We start from the raw sequence: 17218 nt of genomic DNA on the forward strand, positions 1-17218 counted from the left end.
CTTCCTCAAAATTAGTAAGTCGCAGTGTTGAAACGGCTCGCAATTAGTTTGGTAATTAAGTTAATGATAAGAACAATCACAATAAGAACAGTGGCAGTACCGTATGCCTGATTCCATTCATGAACGGTGTAAAGTTCTTGGGTTAACTTATAAAGGTGCACGGTAAGCGTTCGACCAGAGTCAAAAACACTTTCAGGTATACGTGCAACCATACCTGCGGTCATAAATACCGGTGCGGATTCGCCAATAACACGACCGACACTGAGGATGATAGCTGTTACAATTCCTGGCATTGCACTAGGAAGAATAAGTCGCCAGATGGTGTAAATTTTAGATGCGCCTAAACCATAAGAACCTTCACGGTAGGTTTGAGGAACAGCCATTAGTGCTTCTTCTGTGGTTCGAATAATAACAGGCAGAATCAAAATACTGAGTGTTAATGCACCCGATAAAATTGAATAGCCAAAACCCATAACAACCACGAAGAATGTCATACCGAATAAACCATAAATAATTGATGGAATACCAGCGAGTGATTCTGTACAGAATCGAATGACTTTAACTAAACGACTGCCTACTTTTGCGTATTCAGTTAAGTAGATAGCCGTCATAATACCTAACGGTGCTGCAACTGAGATAGAAGCAATAACCATATAGATAGTTGAGACGATCATTGGCCAAATTCCTGACTCTTGGCCAATAGTGGTATAGCCAGAAGTAATAAAGGACCAATTAACATGGGCTAGACCATTACTTAAAATGTACCAAATCACCCAAAGTAAAAAACCAACCGTGATACCTGCTGATAACCAAATTAAAAATAAAGCGATCTGATCTTTACGTTTTTGTGCTTGCGGGTTGGCTTTGGCCAATACCGATGTATTTGCTGTTAATGACATAACTTTTACCTCGCACGCTCACGGTTTAAAAACAAAAGCGCGCCGTTTAGCATCATGATGAAAACCAGAAGGACAATACCTGTAGCGTACAATGCACTGGCGTGAATACCGGTTGCGTAAGACATTTCGATAGCAATATTTGCCGTTAGTGTACGTGCCGACTCTAATAGACCATCAGGCATAGCAGGGGAGTTACCCATCACCATAATAATTGCCATCGTTTCACCTAGAGCACGAGCAACACCTAAGATGACGCCAGTCATGATGCCTGAGCGAGCTGCCGGAACCAGTAGTTTGAAAATGGTGAACATCGATGATGCTCCCAATGCTAAAGACCCTTCTTTATACGCACGAGGTACAGCGCGAATAGAGGTTTCAGATACCGTAATAACTGTTGGTAAGATCATGACGGCAAGCACGATGATACCCGCCAGAATAGTGTTACCAGCAGGGACATTAAACACTTCTTGGATAAGCGGCACGATAATAACTAAGCCAAAGAAACCATAAACGACAGAAGGAATACCAGCTAATAGTTCGATCATTGGACGAATTAAATCGGCTAGACGTTTTGGGGCTACTTCTGCAATAAAAATAGCAGTTAAAACACCAATGGGTACACCTAACACAACAGCACCAGCCGTTGAAACCAGTGATGCAACGATCATTGGTGCAATGCCGTATAGCGCTGGTGGTAACCAATCAGTACCAAGGACGATACCAGCTACACCAGCTTGCGCAAAGGCAGCATAACCTTCGCGGAAAATAAAGTAGCCAATGGTAATAAGAGATAAAATGCCGATAGCGGCACTTAGCATAAATAGATTTTTAAAGACTATTTCTCGCCAATCAATTCGTTTTTTTGATTTTAGCGAAGAAGTGCTCTTTGCTGTTTTTTCAATATTCGCGATGGTCATTACTTACTCCAGAACCAGTACAAAAGTGACCGGTTACTGACAAACAAAAAACGCTCAGCCCTAATGAGCTGAGCGTAAAATACTAATTAATGTGTAGAAATGAAGCCTTTGTTTTCAACAATTTTCTGTGCGTCTGCTGATTTCATCCAAGATAGGAATTTTAGCGCTTCAGCAGATGGACGGCCTTCTTTGAACACAACAAGGAATGGACGCTGTACTGTGTAGTCACCAGACTTGATTGCAGCAACAGAAGGTTTGTGACCGTCGATCGCTAGAGGTTTAACAGTATTATCTACTGAACCTAAAGAGATATAACCAATAGCAAATGGGTTGTTTGCAACGGTTGTTTTCAGCTGACCATTACCACTAGCAACTTGTGCTTTCTGTGAAATAGCTGAAACTTTAACGCCATTGATTTTTTTCTTTAGTTTCATGATGTCTTCAAAAGCACCACGAGTGCCTGATGCTGTATCACGTGTAGCAACAACGATTGGCTTATCTTCACCGCCAACTTGTTTCCAGTTAGTTACTTCACCTTTATAGATTTTTGCAACTTGCTCTTTTGTTAGGTCAGAAACCGGGTTGTTGTTATTAACAACAACAGCGATACCGTCACGAGCAATAACCACTTCTTGTACTTCAGGCGATTCTTCTGATGCTTTAAGTGCACGAGAAGACATACCAAAATCGGCTGAGCCATCGTGTGCAGTACGAATGCCAGCTGATGAACCTGGGCCTTGAACCTCTACTGTTACATCGTTTCCTTTCGCGTAAGTCTCACCAAAAACTTCCATAAGCGGTGTTACTGAGCTTGAACCTACAACAGAGATAGTTTCACCTGCAATTGCTGCAGTGCTAGCTACCATTGTTCCTGCTAAAGCGATTGCACCGATAATCTTTGTTTTCATTTTCCTAGTCCTTCGTGGTTGCTTATTACTGTAGATATAAATGAACGTGACAAAGATTAGGAAAGTTGTGTGACACTTATGTTTCAGAACTTTGAACACTCTATGAATGTTGTCACAAATACTTAATAGGGATTAATTGGGGCGTTAATTGAATGTTATTAAAGCGGTAAGTGTGCTTTATCGCTATTTGGTATCTTGTTTTTATGGGGTAATTTATATAGTTACAGCTGCTTGTGAGCGATTTTTCACCTATTTATATTCTCAAAGATTGAATGTTACGATGCGTAGAACTTAATCGTTGTTAGATGAAAGCTTATTTACGATATGAATATGAGCCTCTATATCAGAAAGTTGTTTGACACTTTATCTATAGTAAAATGAACGGTTGTAATGGATAGTTAAATTGTAATGACTTCCTAACCAGACTTTTTATGTTAATAAAGGCTATCGATGTTAAAAAAAGCGCAGCAAATGGTGGTGTTTAATGCTCTAACCAAGCAGAAGAGTTTTACAAAGGCTGCTCAATTACTGGAAATTTCGCGTACTCAAGTGAGTAAACTGGTTCAACAATTAGAAGAACGTCTAGGTGTACAACTCGTACAGCGAACAACACGTTCTTTTGCGTTAACAGAATCAGGGCGAATTTTTGCGAAACATTGCGAAGTTGTTGTCGATGAAATTAATGAAGCTGAGAGTGAGCTGTTGATTTTTGGTGATAGCCAGCAAGGATCATTACGGGTGGGTATTGCCCAGTCATTTGCTTCAAATCATGTGGCGCCTTATATCAATGAATTTCATGAACAAAACCCATTAGTTAATCTTGAACTCAGCTTATTTGATCATCGTGTTGATTTGATCTCAGAGCAATTAGACTTATGGATAGGTTTTATGGATTCTCCTCCTCAAGGTTTTGTTGCTCGCCACTTAACAAATTGTGACTTTGTTTTAGTCGCGAGCCCTGATTATTTAGCAAAATATGGTGTGCCTTATCATCCTGATGATTTACAACATCACAATTGTATTACGTATTTTAGTCGTGAGCGTAAAGACAATATTTGGAATTTCAGCTTAGGTAATGAAGAACAACAGGTGAAGGTAACGGGCAATTATCGAGTGGATTCTGCTGATGCAATACGCGATGCAACCATTTCTGGTAATGGAGTAGGGTACTTAGCGACGTATTTATTAAAAGATGAAATCCGCCAAGGTAAATTAATTCGGTTAATGCCTGATTGGCAGTTAACACAACATATGCCATTGTATGCAGTTTATCCTCGCCATAAGTATTTACCCTCGAAGGTGAATCTTTTTATTGAGTTTATTCGTGAACATATCGCGTTAGGGAATATCTCATGTCAGGTATAGTGAGCCATTAAACTTTTCATGTTGGTAAGTCTTTATTTTCATCAATCATATGATGTAAAAAACAGCAGCGTGACGCAAACGGTTAGCTAAACGCTGTTTTAAATGTTTCTAATTGTAAATTATGGGAACAATACTATCCCATATAAGAACCAATCAAACGCTTTTCGTTTGCTTAGCTTGAAAAGTAGCCGTTTCCTGTGTTTTTTGTTTCTCGATTGTTAATTGTAATAACAATTTGATCCTTGTCACGTTTTTATTTCTCAATAGAATCCCCCCGCAATCGTTTACTACTACACATTGGAGATTGACCATGCATTATTTGGTCGGCATCTTAGGCATTATTGTTATTTTTGCCGTTGGTTTTTCATTTTCAGAAAATCGTCGTGCAATTAATTGGCGTAGCGTGTTGGGTGCATTTTGTATTCAAGTTATTTTTGCGGGCTTCATTTTATACATTCCTATTGGTCGTGTAGTTTTAAACAGCATATCTGGTGCCGTATCCGGTATTCTTGAATATGGCCATGAAGGTACGGAATTTCTGTTCGGTCAATTAGCACAATTTAAATTAGGTTTCATTTTCGCTGTTAACGTTTTGCCTTCAATTGTGTTTTTCTCTGCGCTAATTTCTGTACTGTATTACTTAGGCGTTATGAAATGGGTGATCAGTACGATTGGTGGCATATTACAAAAGCTACTGGGTACAACACGTACAGAGTCAATGTCTGCAACGGCTAATATTTTTGTCGGTTCAGTGGAAGCGCCTTTAGTTGTTCGACCATTTTTGGCTCGAATGACACGTTCAGAATTATTCGCAGTAATGGTTGGCGGTTTAGCATCTGTTGCTGGTGGTACCATGGTGGGATATGCGGGATTAGGTGTTCAGCTTAAGTACCTTATCGCAGCAAGCTTTATGTCTGCTCCTGCAGGTTTGATGATGGCAAAGTTGCTTGTTCCTCAGACTGAAGGTGTTCACACCATGGAAGAAGAAGACGATGGTGAAGAAGACGAACCAGTTAATATGGTTGATGCCGCTTCTCGTGGTGCGTTAAGTGGTTTACAAATAGCTATGGCAGTCGGCGCAAGTTTACTGGCGGTTATCAGTTTAATCGCGCTTGTGAATGGCGGCTTAGGTCATATTGGTAACTGGTTAGCCTCTTTGGGTCAGTGGTTAGGTTTTAACTGGGATGGTTTACATCATTTAAGCCTTGATATGATCTTTGGCTATCTATTTGCGCCTGTTGCATGGTTAATTGGTGTGCCATGGTCAGAAGCAACAACCGCTGCAAGTTTGATCGGTACTAAAATTGCCGTTAATGAATTTATTGCATTCGCTGATTTAATGAAGCCAGAAACTGTCGCTAAATTAAGTGAGCACTCCCAAGCGATTGTGACCTTTGCATTGTGTGGTTTTGCTAACTTAACCTCTATTGCAATGTTAATGGGCGGTTTAGGTGGTATTGTCCCACAACGTCGTCCTGAGATTGCACGTTTAGGTATGAAAGCTATTTTTGCTGCAACACTTGCTAATTTAATGAGTGCGACATTGGCAGGTTTATTTATTCCTCTTTCACTGTAGTATAGAAAGCAGAATAAAATACAAAAACAGAGAGCCGAGGCTCTCTGTTTTTGTATATGTGTTTCAAGTCGCGATTAAATAACAAAAAGGAAACGAATATCATGAAATCTGATGTGGATAAGCTTGTAGCAAAACATGCTGAACTCATTCATAGCGATGGATTGAAAGTTCGCTCACATACTCAGCGAGAAGACGGTGAGTGGATCCTGCATACGTTGATGATTGAAGGTTACGACGTCCCATTTAAATTTAAACGAAAGAAAAAATATCAAAGTTTAAATGGCTGTAAGGTGAATATGACCTATTACCCTGAAGTGATAATGGTGGCAGGGTTTGAAGTTGAAACGATGAAAGTGGTTCGAATTAAGCGCTATTAATGATTTTCCTTATTTCAAAGAAAAACGCCAAGATGCATAAATAGCAACCTTGGCGTTTTTTTATCACGTATATGGATACGGGTTAACGTTGACTATTCATTTGTTGAAGCTTATCTCCGATAGGACCTGAGAAATTAAAGCCATCATGAACATCCCAGTTAATTGACCACGTCATTACACCGCCAAAGTTAGGATACAGTTTAGTCGGTACGACCGAGCCACAGCTACTGCCTTTGGTGACACAATCTAGTGCATCAATAATATTTTGTGTTGGTGCTTGTCCAGAGTTCGCGGAACTTGGTCCTGACGGCAAGCCAATCGCAACTTGATCATCGCGAAGTGGTGCAAATTGACTGCCATCTGCCAGTTCAAACCCTTCTACTAACATTTTGACTGAAGCCACCATCATATCAACCGATCCTTCAGGGGCGACTCCTGACGTATATGGATTTGCTAAACCACCGTTGTTATATAGTTGTACATGCAGCAGATTTAGCATGTCACGTAACTCATTTATCATCGGGATGTAAGCGCCCCAAATTCCTGAGTAAGCAATCATGCCGCCTTGAACATAAGGGTGTTCTGGTGCCATGGTTAAATACATATCACCACCAATGTTGGCTTCGATTTGTTTTAACGCAACGGGTAAACGGGCTTGGATCTCTGTGCCATGGAGTAAGTTTGACCCACTTTCTAAGTCAATATCGAGTCCGTCAAATCCCCACTCATTAATAATATCAGTCAAGCTTGAAACAAAGTTTGCTTGGTCGGCATCGTTATTTAAAGTGATAGTACCCTCAGCACCACCCAGTGAAAGAACGATGATTTTACCTTGTGCGCGTAATTCACGAACATCATCTTTAAATTGTTGTGGATCAAGCGGCTCACAACTACTGCGAATGTCACCGTTGTATAAATTAAAGTGAACAGTACCGTCGCTGTTGCGATCATTATCAGCAAATGCGATATCGATAATATCCCAAGCGGGTGAAATATCACGAAGACGTATTGGACAGCCAGAGCCATTAACGAAGTTATGCCAATAGCCAATTAAGTTATGTTGAGTCTCAATCGGTTCTTGAACTTTTACACTGGCTGCGGTTGATAGTGCGGTTTCACCGTTACCATTCGTAGCGAGGGCTGTGACAGTGTAATTACCTGCAGATTGCGCCGTCCAAGAACTGCTATAAGGTGCAGTTTTATCGGTTGCAACAACATTGCCGTTAATAATGAAATCAACTTGTCGAACATCACCGGCTAGTGCTGTCGCTGTTGCTGAAAGGGTGAGTGCTTTACCTAGTGTGACAACAGAGCCACTACTTGGAGATGTTAAGCTAGTAACAAGAGCCTGATCGCTTACAGTAACCGTAGCGCTAGCTTCATTCGTGTTCGCTTCATTATCAGTGGCAACGGCTTTAATCGTGGTATTACCTAAATCTGATGCTAACCACTGTGTGCTATAAGGAGCTGTGAGAACGGTGTCAATAAGTTGTTCGTTAGCATAGAAACTGACTTGTTCGATAGTACCATCGGCATCAGTAGCATCAGCATCAATCGTCAGAGTCGTTCCTGCTAATACCGTTTGTTGATCACTAAGAGAGGTGATCTTAACGTCAGGAGCAATGGCGCAAATTCCTAAATCTGTCCATGCATCTGTCCAATACTGTCCCTCACCAGGCTTATAAGCCCAATCAGATGATGATGAACACCAACCTGCGATGTCACAACGGTATTTATGATTATTACTCTCTACTAAATCACCTGCTAGATAATCAGTACCAGATTTAAAGGTTGGAATATCACCACAACCACCACCAACAATAACGTCATCAACAGTAAGAGTTATCGCACTTGATGTGGTTGTACTATTTTCATTGTCTGTTGCTTTGGCTGTAATTTGATGATTACCAGCCGTTGATGTCCATTGTGCAGTGAATGGGGCTGAAGAACTTGTTGCGATTAGTTGGTTATCAACAAAGAACGCTACCTGAGTGACGGAGCCATCTTTATCTTCGGCATTGGCTGTGATCGTTACCGTATCGCCTTCAGAAATAGGAGTATCAGATGTTGGTGAACTAATTGAAATACTTGGCGCAAGGTTTTCACTCGCTGAAACGACACTAATATTCACAACATCTGTTTTAGTGGCATTTTCATTATCCGTTGCTGTGGCTGTAATGGTGTAGTTACCAAGCACCGTTGTCCAATTAATTTGGTATGGGGCTGTATCGACAACTGCAATAGATTGTTGGTTTATGAAAAACTCAACATGTTGAATAGAACCGTCTTTATCACTTGCGTTGGCAGCTAACGTAATATCTGTTTGCGCGGTTAATTGTGCATTATTAAGCGGTGAGATCAGTGTTACGGATGGATCTTGATTCCCACTGCTCATGCAGCTGTCTACTAATGTCCATTCTTGCCAAGGGCCTGAGTGATTTGAAGGCTGATTGCCTTGAGACCACCAATTTGCATTATAGATGTTGTTGTCTTGTTGGACTTGGCTACCGCCATTATAGGCTATATTTGCTTGCCATTTGGCGATATTAGAACAATCTGCCGCGTAAGCATGTGATGTGCTAAAGGCGACGGCTAACGCACAGGTAAGAAGTGTCTTTTGCATTGTCTATCCCTATTGCAGTTAAAATTCCTCGAAAGTGAGTAGAATAATAATGCGAGAGAAAGTGAATAAATGTTAAAAACAAGGTGCTTAACTTTTAAGCTTTATTAAGTCACTCACAGTGTAAATAGAATACAAAGTGAATGTCATTTTTATTTTTGAGCGGTCTCACAACAAAGAGATAGTTAAAATTGCTTGGCTGTGATTCTAAAAAGGAATACATTTTGTGTAACAGGCTTATTAGCCTAGAAATATCGGACTAAAGGAAGAAAAATGGATTGGTATCTTGCTGTTTTAAAAAAATATGCACAGTTTAATGGTCGTTCACGTCGTAAAGAGTTTTGGTTTTTTACGCTTTTTAGCGCTTTGATCAGTATGGCACTAGGGTTTGCTGATAGTCTTTTAGGTTTACCAACCATTGGGGATGACTATGGCGTATTAGCGGCATTATATTCACTGTTTATTGTTATCCCTAATATTGCCGTGATTGTCCGTCGTTTACATGATCAAGATCGTACCGGTTGGTGGGCACTGATCATGTTTGTTCCGATTGTTGGTATCTTAGTGCTGATCTATTTTATGGTACAAGACAGCAAGCCAGGTGATAACCGATTTGGTCCCAACCCAAAACAAAATGAAGGTTCATTCACGGTGTAAATACCAATTAATCATTATATTGAACGTAAAGCTCAGACAAAAGTTCTGGGCTTTTTTATGTGTGAAATTTAAGCAGCCAATGAAAAAAAGTATAAATTGATAAACGTTCCCTTGCATATCTTAGTGTGTTTGGTAAAAAGAAATGAGCGAATATGGAAAGCGCGGTTATTTTTGTAGGAGGCAACGATGCTTATTGCTGATAAATTATTAAGTAAAGCAATTCAAGAGCAAGTAAAGCGTGAAGGTGCGTTGAACGCTTTAGAAACCGTATATTCAAAAGCGCGTTATGCACACTTTAAGCGTGTGAAATGGGGTACTCAGTTCTTTGATGGTATTCAGTTTGGCGACGGTAGCTTAATTGCTGTAAAACCAGGTTCATTTAACCGCTTAACTCTCGTTAGCCTTGCTTCAGAAAAGCACGTGGGGTGATAACCCATTATTCTGAGTAGTGCTCTCGTTAAAGCATTCTATAAGCCTATTGGTGGCAAGCCCTGAAGGCTTATATAAGCAGATTGCTGGTCTGAGGATATAATCTATTATTTCATTCTTTAGAAATGTGTTTTAGTATTGCAACAGATGAGTGATGTTCGTTTTGACCGAAATGAAACATCATGACCACTCATCATTATTAATATCGTTTTTGGAGTACGATTAATGTTGTGTAACTTTTCTATTCATCAAGTTCAACGACAATGCTCGTTGGCTGTCTTTTCGAACCTATCTTTATATTCATCTCGATTTAGTCACGGCTATTAATTAGCCGACAATCTAAAGATTAAAATCATTTGATAATACGCAGCCATAAGCTGAGGCTTTGTGTTGCATATATAAAGTAAGGGTATTGTGTGAATTTAAAATTAATAGGTAGCTCGCTGATTATTGCGGGTACAGCACTCGGTGCAGGAATGCTCGCTATTCCAATGGTATTGGCTCAGTTTGGCTTATTGTCAGGCACAATTTTAATGTTGATTATTTGGAGTGGTACTACGTATTCAGCATTATTATTACTTGAAGCCAGTATTAAAGTTCGCGGTGGTTTAGGTATGAACACTATCGCGAAACAATCATTAGGAAAGGGTGGACAGTTAATCACTAATGGCTTGTTATACGCACTATTAATATGTTTATTAATGGCTTACATCATTGGTGCCGGCGACTTAGTGCATAAAATGGTACTGAATTTAGATTTAGATATCTCGTTAGTTCAAAGTCAAATTTTGTTTGCTGTTATTGCTGGTGGTATTGTCGCGGCTGGTACTGGTGTGATTGACAAGCTTAATCGTGTGTTATTTCTCTTAATGTTAGCAGTGCTTATTATTACGCTCTTTGCCTTAGTGCCAAATATGTCACTAGCACACTTTTTCACTGCAACAAATGACAGTAGTATTGATCTAATCAAAACCAGTGCTGTGTTATTTACCAGTTTTGGATTTTTTCCTGTTATTCCATCATTAGTGTCTTATAACGACAAAGCGACACATGCGCAATTACGCAATATGGTTTTACTAGGCTCGTTTATTCCACTTGTGTGCTACTTATTGTGGCTTTACGCTGTTGTGGGAAGTTTATCGTACGAGCAATTAACACAGTTCAATAATGTTTCCGAGCTAATTAATGTGCTGGCCACTCGATTTGAAGGAATCCATGTCATTCTTTCATTATTTACGGGACTAGCGTTGCTGACTTCATTCTTTGGTGTAGCTCTTTCATTATTTGACCAAAATATTGATTTATTTAAACAAAATCGTGCGGTGACGTATGTTTTAACCTTTATTCTTCCATTATTAGGCGCCATATTTGCTGCAGATAAATTTTTAGCAGTATTAAGTTATGCGGGCTTAATTATGGTGTTTATTGCAGTGTTTATCCCTATGATGATGGCTCTTAACTTAAGAAAAGCAGAGGGTAAGACACAAACAGCAATAAGTAATGATGCGTATTACGAAGTTGGAGGTGGGCAAATTGCAATGATGGTTTGTTTTGGCTTTGGTTTGTTCTTGATTGGAGCGCAAGTTATTTAAACTAAGCGTAATAGTAAAAGTGTGGGGCTGATAGATTGACCGATCTATCAGCCCCTTATTCTAGGTATGTATTAAGTGACCGACTTAGACATACCAAACAGAGAGTGACTATTGGAGTGCGATAGGAGTATCGCTAGCACACACTGTTATTTTTCCAAATAATACAAAGTTTCTGGTAGTAGGGCTAGATGATGAGAATTTTAGGAAATCTTACAGTGTAAAGAAATGATTACAGATAAAGGGAGCATGGTGCTCCTTTTATCGCTAAATTGCTCGATTATCTGTGCTACATTTTGATTACTGTTAAGTAACGCTTTGGATAACCACTTTTGTAATAGTCGGTTTCAGTCACACCAAAATGCTTTTTAGATGAAGAGCTATGAACAAATTTCAATGTGTTTTTACCCACTTCAGTAATAATACCAGCATGACCTGGTTTACGAATCTTCGGATTTGTTCCTGTGAAAACAATAAGATCACCTACTTTGGCATTTTTTAGTGATACTTTTTTATCATAAAGATTAGGGTAAGCCGCTGTTGTACGAGGTATTGAAATATCGTACTTGTTATAAACATATTTAATGAAACCTGAGCAATCAAAACCTTTAGGCGTTGTCCCACCCCACACATACTTTGTACCAAGATACTTACGTGCGAAGTTGATCATGTCTTGTTCTTTTTTTAACTCAGTGTTTGAGATAGGGGTAACGGATGGCTTAATAACTGTTTTAGCTACCACAGGTTGTTTTGAGAGCGCTTCGGGCTGTGGTGATGCATTTACCGTTGATTCACAAGCAGTAAGAAAAAAAAGAGAACAGGTGATAAGTGCCACTGAGGATTTAGGTAATGTCATAACTTTATGTGCGCTTGCTGTTTAAAAAAGGAAAAGATAGCTCATCATAACGGTTAGATGAAAGTTGTGTTAATTTTTTACTTGAATCCCTTCACATTAAGGTGATTAAGTTATCGATGATCAACAAAAAATAAAAATTAATTATGTAACTTATTGTATTTTATATAAATATTAGTGCTTTTGGGGAGTAAAACGAAATGCATAATCCGTTTTGTTACTATAAGTTATTGATATGTCACATAAGGTTTTACTGGTAGGTGTTTGATTCTTTTTGGGAATACTCTATCATACCGATTATATCAATAGGTGTGTATTATATTTATAATATTGTTCGCGCTTTATCGATATCCTAAAAAGGTATTTGGTGTGGTTATGTTAAGAAGTGTAGTATTTTTTCTGATGATGTTTCTTTCTTTATCTGCGAAAGCTGAAGAGAGATTAACGCTTTGGTATTCGCATCAAGATAATAGTTTTATTGAATTATTGGTAAGTGAATTTCAAAAAGAAAATAATATAAATATCTCTCTTGTTCAATTTGATCCTGAGAAGATAAAAGCTGAAATTTTACTGGGCGCACAATATGGTGGTTTACCTGATCTTGTCATTTTTCCCTCTGATTTTGTTGGCCTACATAGTTTAATGAAACTATCAAGTATTCCTAAAAGTTGGTTATCACCAGAGCTTTCTCGAACGGCGATGATGACAGCGTACGTTGATGATAAATATTGGGGAGTTCCTGTTATTCAAGGAAATAACCTATTGTTATATTATAATAAAAAGCTAGTTTCTCAGCCAGTGAGTAGTTGGCATGACATTATCGATACCAAGCAAAAGTGGCTTGATAAAAATATTTTACCTATTGGGTGGAATTACCTCGATATGTATTACTTTATACCATTTTTATCTGCGTTTAATGGTTGGCCCATTATTGATGGTGAAATATCACTTAATACACCAGAAATGGTTAAGGCTTTAAAATATTATCGTTATTTATCAGAGCAAAAAATTGTAAATCCTGAATGTAATTATACTTGTTCACAAAGTGATTTTATTCAAGGTAAAGAGGCGTATGCGATTAATGGTGATTGGGCATATCAAGATTTAAAGAAGGCAATGGGCAATGCTCTAGGCGTAGCCTTATTACCTACTGTTGATGGTAATGTAATGCACCCAATGAGTAGCACATTTCTTCTGTCATTACCTAATTACAATAACCACACGTTACATAAAAAAGCCTTAATTAAAAAGTTTGCTAAGTTTATTCAACGCTTAAGTATTCAACAATTGGTCTATAAAGAGACACGTTTATTACCTACGTCAGAGAAATTATTGAATCGCTATCAGCAGCAGGCTACAGGTGATGAGCAAATATTGTTTAAGCAATTTGAATTATCTAAACCAATGCCATCAACAATAAAAATGTCGATAGCATGGCAAGCGATGGCTATTGGCTTTAAGCGTTATGAAGATGGACTATCAGCAGAAAAAACGGCTGAATTTATGCAGCGTATCGCTATTCAGCAATGGAAGCGGTTGAGTAAAAAATGAAACTAAAATTAAAGTCATCACTGGCGCTATTAATGGTTTTCGTTGCGGTTTTACCAGCATCTATTATTGGCGGTTTATTAATAAAGCAGCAAACAGAAGTTGAAACTAATTACCGAATTGATCTCATAGAGCGTTTATCCACAACGTTAGCACAAGAGTTTAATTATCGCTTTTATCTATTATCTACTGCGCTAGATGTGTTATCACGAGATAGGTTGTTAGTGCAGGGCATTGATGACTTCTTTCTGACTAGCCATGTCGATGCCACATTAGCAAATTTAGTTGATAACACGCCATTAGCACAAGCGGCTTATTTGGTTGATGCTAACTGGGATGAGGTAGAAAATTATAATGGTATTAATGGAGTAAAATCCTTCTCCAGTTTGAAAACCTTGTTGAGTAAGAGTGTGGGTACGAGTAAAAGTACAGGCAATCAATGGGTGTTTAATTATGGTGATGAACATTTGATGCCTGATAAATTTAACCCTAGTCATAAAGGCGTTGCCATAGGTGTACCTATATATCAGTCAACGCTGACGGAAGGGCTAAAGCGTAAACCGTTAGGTTATTTAATTGTTATAGTGCCTGTGGAAAATATTGTTAAGGTTCTTCGCCCTTATTTAAAAGATGGAGAGCACGTTATTTTTCATCATAATGGCATGGATAATATTGCGGTTTATAAAGGTAAACTTGATCCCTTAATGCCGACGGTATCAAAAACGGCTGAAGTGACGATAGATAATAAATATATTGCAGAGCCAATGTCTTATGAAGCTCAAGTCTTCATGAATAAATATTTGGGAGAGAATCCCTTTACTAATTCATTAAAGATATTAACTATTGTCGCTATTATTGTAATTATGTTTACGTTATTAACGGCGACAATATCGTATCGTTGGTTCGCAAAACCTTTAACCTATCTTATGGACAGTGTAAGGGGGTGTTTAGGTGGCAATTATAATATATTAGATAAAGATTTAAGATTTTCTGAATTAATCATGGTGAATAATCTTATTCAGAAAATGTCGACCACAATAAAAGCCCAGCTTAGTGACTTAGAAGATAAAAATGTAAAGTTGATGACTTTTAATGATCAACTAGAGCAGAAAGTACATGAAAAGACGTTAGAGTTAACTCACTCATTACAGCGCGAAGAAAAACGTCGAACCATGCTTCAGTCACTCTTGTTATTTAGTAATAAATTACAACATGGTGATATTCACTCTACGGTTATGACGCAGTTAGTGAGTCTGTATCCTTATTCAGGATGGGGGATGCAGTTATTTATAAACAAGAATACAAATTGGTTTAGTGAAGGCTTGTCTAACATTAATTTAGAGAGTATTGATGCAGATGCGCATTGCAGTGATTACTTTCGTATTAATAGTGGCGATAAAGTGCTTCAATGTTTCAAAATTGTCGATACACATGGTGTGTTATTGGGGATTATTGTGATGGAGCACCCTAATATTGCACGAGATGACTATGAAATTATTTCATTATTTATTCGTCAATTATCTGCAGAACTTGAAGGTCGATTACTGAATGAAGAGTTGGAAAGAAGCGCAATCACAGACCCATTAACGGGGCTAAGTAATCGTAAAGCGTTTGATGTTGATCTTGATGAGTGGATAAAAATTGCACATCGATATCCAGAACAATACTTTGGTTTGTTTATGATCGATGTGAATGGTTTAAAGCAAGCCAATGATGAATATGGGCATCATATGGGTGATCAGCTGTTAATCGAAACGGGCAGGCTTATTCAAAGTGTTTGTCGTAGTACCGACAAGGTATATCGTCTCGGTGGAGATGAATATGCGATTATTATCAAAGGTGGTGATAATGTAGGCTGTGATAAGTTAACGTTGCGTTTACAACAGTTAGTTATAGATAAGCATTATGCACGCCTAGCTTCAGGAGAGAAAGTGGCTATTCACTTTGCTATGGGCTGTGCTAGCACTGAAAATATTGATGCACGTGCACTTTATCAAGTAGCAGATAAAGCAATGTATTTAGATAAAAAAGCATATTACGAACAAATTGGTAAAATGCCAAGGTAGCTAACATCAGAAAATGCATAAAATTAAGCCACGATAGCTGATGATTCAGTTATCGTGGCTTTTTATGATTAATCGCGTTATTTGTGATTTGAAAAGTTATCGCCTTTAGCTAAACGATCATAAAGAATCACATTAACGGCAGCGGCAAGATTCATTGAACCATTCGTTGGTACATAAATCGTTTCACGACAAAAATCAGTAATTTCTTTTTTTAAGGTGCCGTCTTCAGGGCCAAAGATATAGAAAGCACGTTTTGGGTGCTTATAGTCAGGTAATGCTTTTGCACCTTCGATTAAATCAACAGCAACGGGTATACAGCCGATAGGAATGATTTTCTTTAAGTCTTCAACACCTATTAGCGGTATATCAAGTGATGCTTTTTTTGTATCAGTACAAAACTGTGCGGCATGATCATAACGCGTTCCCGTATAAAACACCGAGTTAACACCATAACAGCCAGCTGCGCGCATAACAGATCCAACATTCTCCGGTGTTTTGGGATTAAATAGGCCAATACAAGAATAGCCTTGGCTTTTTTTGCTCATACTTCTATCTACTTTAAATTACAGATAAATAAATGTTTAACCGGTGTCAGTTAGACATGTATTTGAAGCTAAAAACAAAGCAGGTACGAATACCTTCTTTTTTGTTTGTTACTACTTACCACAGCACTTTTTGTATTTTTTACCACTACCGCATGAACATGGGTCATTACGGTTGGGTGTCTTTTCAAACACAGTGGTTTTAGGTTTATTTAAAACACTGTCTAGCTCTGCAATATCTTCTGCAATGTCAGCCTTGATAGTGATATTTGCAAACAGTTGGTTGTCATTAACTTGCTGCTGTACTTCTTGTTGACGTTCTTCGCTGTTCACAATCAATGTGAGTGGGTTGGTTTCCGTGCCCAGTTTGGTTTCGCGTTTCGTGTTGTAACCAAAGCTTTCATATTTTGGTTTCTTTTCGATACGACCTTTGAAGAAGAATTTAGACATGGGATAACCTATTTACCATGAATTAACCCAAACCATAATCGTGGGTTAATTGTTACGAATAAAAAACCACCGCGTGGGTGGTTGAAATTGCGGGCATAATAACCGCCATTAGTGAGCTTATCAATAGTAACCCATATGCGGTATAAGGTATTTTGAACGGCTAAGTGAGAGATGAAGTATGATTGAGAATGTGAATTGGTGAACGTTTAAACGTTTGCGTCAGTCTGGGTATCTTTTAGATTGACGATCGTTTCTAATAATGAGTACTTTAAAGAAAAGCGCAAGAAGAAACGGCGCTCAAAGGCTTAGCCTATTGGCATAATAGAAAATTTCGACTGGTACTGATAACAAATGTTGTTAACATAAGCCGTAATAATTTTCTGTATTAGTGATTTATCGCTGTCTAGTCAGCGATTTATGCA

Annotated in this window: 15 protein-coding genes; 8 read left to right on the top strand and 7 right to left on the bottom strand. The window is 38.4% G+C overall.

Annotated features, from left to right (window positions below; all coding sequences use genetic code 11):
• Positions 1–11: 11 nt before the first annotated feature.
• The 3 genes from pstA to C9J41_RS04470 form a co-directional block, all read right to left on the bottom strand.
• Entirely contained in the window at positions 12–899 is an 888-nt protein-coding gene (pstA, locus tag C9J41_RS04460) for a phosphate ABC transporter permease PstA (protein WP_107206298.1), read from the bottom strand.
• A gap of 5 nt (positions 900–904) precedes the next feature.
• Complete coding sequence (pstC, locus tag C9J41_RS04465) at positions 905–1816, bottom strand: phosphate ABC transporter permease subunit PstC (RefSeq protein WP_107206299.1); 912 nt, start codon at positions 1814–1816, stop codon at positions 905–907.
• A gap of 86 nt (positions 1817–1902) precedes the next feature.
• On the bottom strand, positions 1903–2724 hold the full coding sequence (locus C9J41_RS04470; protein WP_107206300.1) for a phosphate ABC transporter substrate-binding protein: 822 nt from the start codon (positions 2722–2724) through the stop codon (positions 1903–1905).
• Between the two features lie 450 nt (positions 2725–3174).
• On the opposite strand from C9J41_RS04470, the gene C9J41_RS04475 reads away from it, so the two are divergent.
• The 3 genes from C9J41_RS04475 to C9J41_RS04485 all read left to right on the top strand — a co-directional run bounded on the left by C9J41_RS04475 (position 3175) and on the right by C9J41_RS04485 (position 6042).
• On the top strand, positions 3175–4089 hold the full coding sequence (locus C9J41_RS04475; protein WP_107206301.1) for a LysR family transcriptional regulator: 915 nt from the start codon (positions 3175–3177) through the stop codon (positions 4087–4089).
• 310 nt (positions 4090–4399) lie between these two features.
• A complete protein-coding gene (locus tag C9J41_RS04480) occupies positions 4400–5665 on the top strand; it encodes a NupC/NupG family nucleoside CNT transporter (RefSeq protein WP_107206302.1) in 1266 nt (421 codons plus the stop codon).
• Positions 5666–5766: 101 nt separating this feature from the next.
• Positions 5767–6042 carry a hypothetical protein gene (locus tag C9J41_RS04485; RefSeq protein WP_107206303.1) on the top strand — a complete coding sequence of 92 codons (276 nt, stop codon included), beginning with the start codon at positions 5767–5769 and terminating at the stop codon, positions 6040–6042.
• Positions 6043–6124: 82 nt separating this feature from the next.
• Here the strand turns inward: C9J41_RS04485 and C9J41_RS04490 are convergent, their stop codons facing one another.
• Positions 6125–8665 carry an Ig-like domain-containing protein gene (locus C9J41_RS04490; protein WP_107294264.1) on the bottom strand — a complete coding sequence of 847 codons (2541 nt, stop codon included), beginning with the start codon at positions 8663–8665 and terminating at the stop codon, positions 6125–6127.
• A gap of 270 nt (positions 8666–8935) precedes the next feature.
• Between C9J41_RS04490 and C9J41_RS04495 the strand changes: the two genes are divergently transcribed.
• From C9J41_RS04495 to C9J41_RS04505, 3 genes are all read left to right on the top strand, one after another.
• Positions 8936–9319 carry a DUF805 domain-containing protein gene (locus C9J41_RS04495; protein WP_107206305.1) on the top strand — a complete coding sequence of 128 codons (384 nt, stop codon included), beginning with the start codon at positions 8936–8938 and terminating at the stop codon, positions 9317–9319.
• A gap of 186 nt (positions 9320–9505) precedes the next feature.
• Positions 9506–9748 carry a hypothetical protein gene (locus C9J41_RS04500; protein WP_107206306.1) on the top strand — a complete coding sequence of 81 codons (243 nt, stop codon included), beginning with the start codon at positions 9506–9508 and terminating at the stop codon, positions 9746–9748.
• 416 nt (positions 9749–10164) lie between these two features.
• Positions 10165–11340, top strand: a complete 1176-nt coding sequence (locus C9J41_RS04505; RefSeq protein WP_107206307.1) for an amino acid permease — start codon at positions 10165–10167, stop codon at positions 11338–11340.
• A 286-nt stretch (positions 11341–11626) separates the two neighbouring features.
• Here C9J41_RS04505 and C9J41_RS04510 read toward each other — a convergent pair whose 3' ends face one another.
• Positions 11627–12193: a C40 family peptidase gene (locus C9J41_RS04510; RefSeq protein ID WP_107206308.1), complete on the bottom strand. Its 567-nt coding sequence runs from the start codon at positions 12191–12193 to the stop codon at positions 11627–11629.
• A gap of 372 nt (positions 12194–12565) precedes the next feature.
• On the opposite strand from C9J41_RS04510, the gene C9J41_RS04515 reads away from it, so the two are divergent.
• The gene (locus C9J41_RS04515) at positions 12566–13741 is read left to right on the top strand and encodes an extracellular solute-binding protein (protein ID WP_233220383.1); all 1176 of its coding nucleotides are present in this window, start codon (positions 12566–12568) and stop codon (positions 13739–13741) included.
• On the top strand, positions 13738–15804 hold the full coding sequence (locus tag C9J41_RS04520; protein ID WP_107206309.1) for a GGDEF domain-containing protein: 2067 nt from the start codon (positions 13738–13740) through the stop codon (positions 15802–15804). Before C9J41_RS04515 ends, C9J41_RS04520 begins: the two co-directional genes overlap by 4 nt.
• Positions 15805–15881: 77 nt before the next feature.
• Here the strand turns inward: C9J41_RS04520 and C9J41_RS04525 are convergent, their stop codons facing one another.
• Together C9J41_RS04525 and C9J41_RS04530 are read right to left on the bottom strand one after the other, a co-directional pair.
• Positions 15882–16349 (bottom strand): RNA methyltransferase, encoded by a 468-nt coding sequence (locus C9J41_RS04525; protein WP_107294265.1) that lies wholly within the window; start codon positions 16347–16349, stop codon positions 15882–15884.
• A gap of 111 nt (positions 16350–16460) precedes the next feature.
• Positions 16461–16796 carry a PBPRA1643 family SWIM/SEC-C metal-binding motif protein gene (locus C9J41_RS04530; protein ID WP_107206310.1) on the bottom strand — a complete coding sequence of 112 codons (336 nt, stop codon included), beginning with the start codon at positions 16794–16796 and terminating at the stop codon, positions 16461–16463.
• Between the last annotated feature and the right edge of the window lie 422 nt (positions 16797–17218).

Origin of the sequence: Photobacterium sp. GB-50, from assembly GCF_003026755.1 — a bacterium.
Taxonomy (GTDB): domain Bacteria; phylum Pseudomonadota; class Gammaproteobacteria; order Enterobacterales; family Vibrionaceae; genus Photobacterium.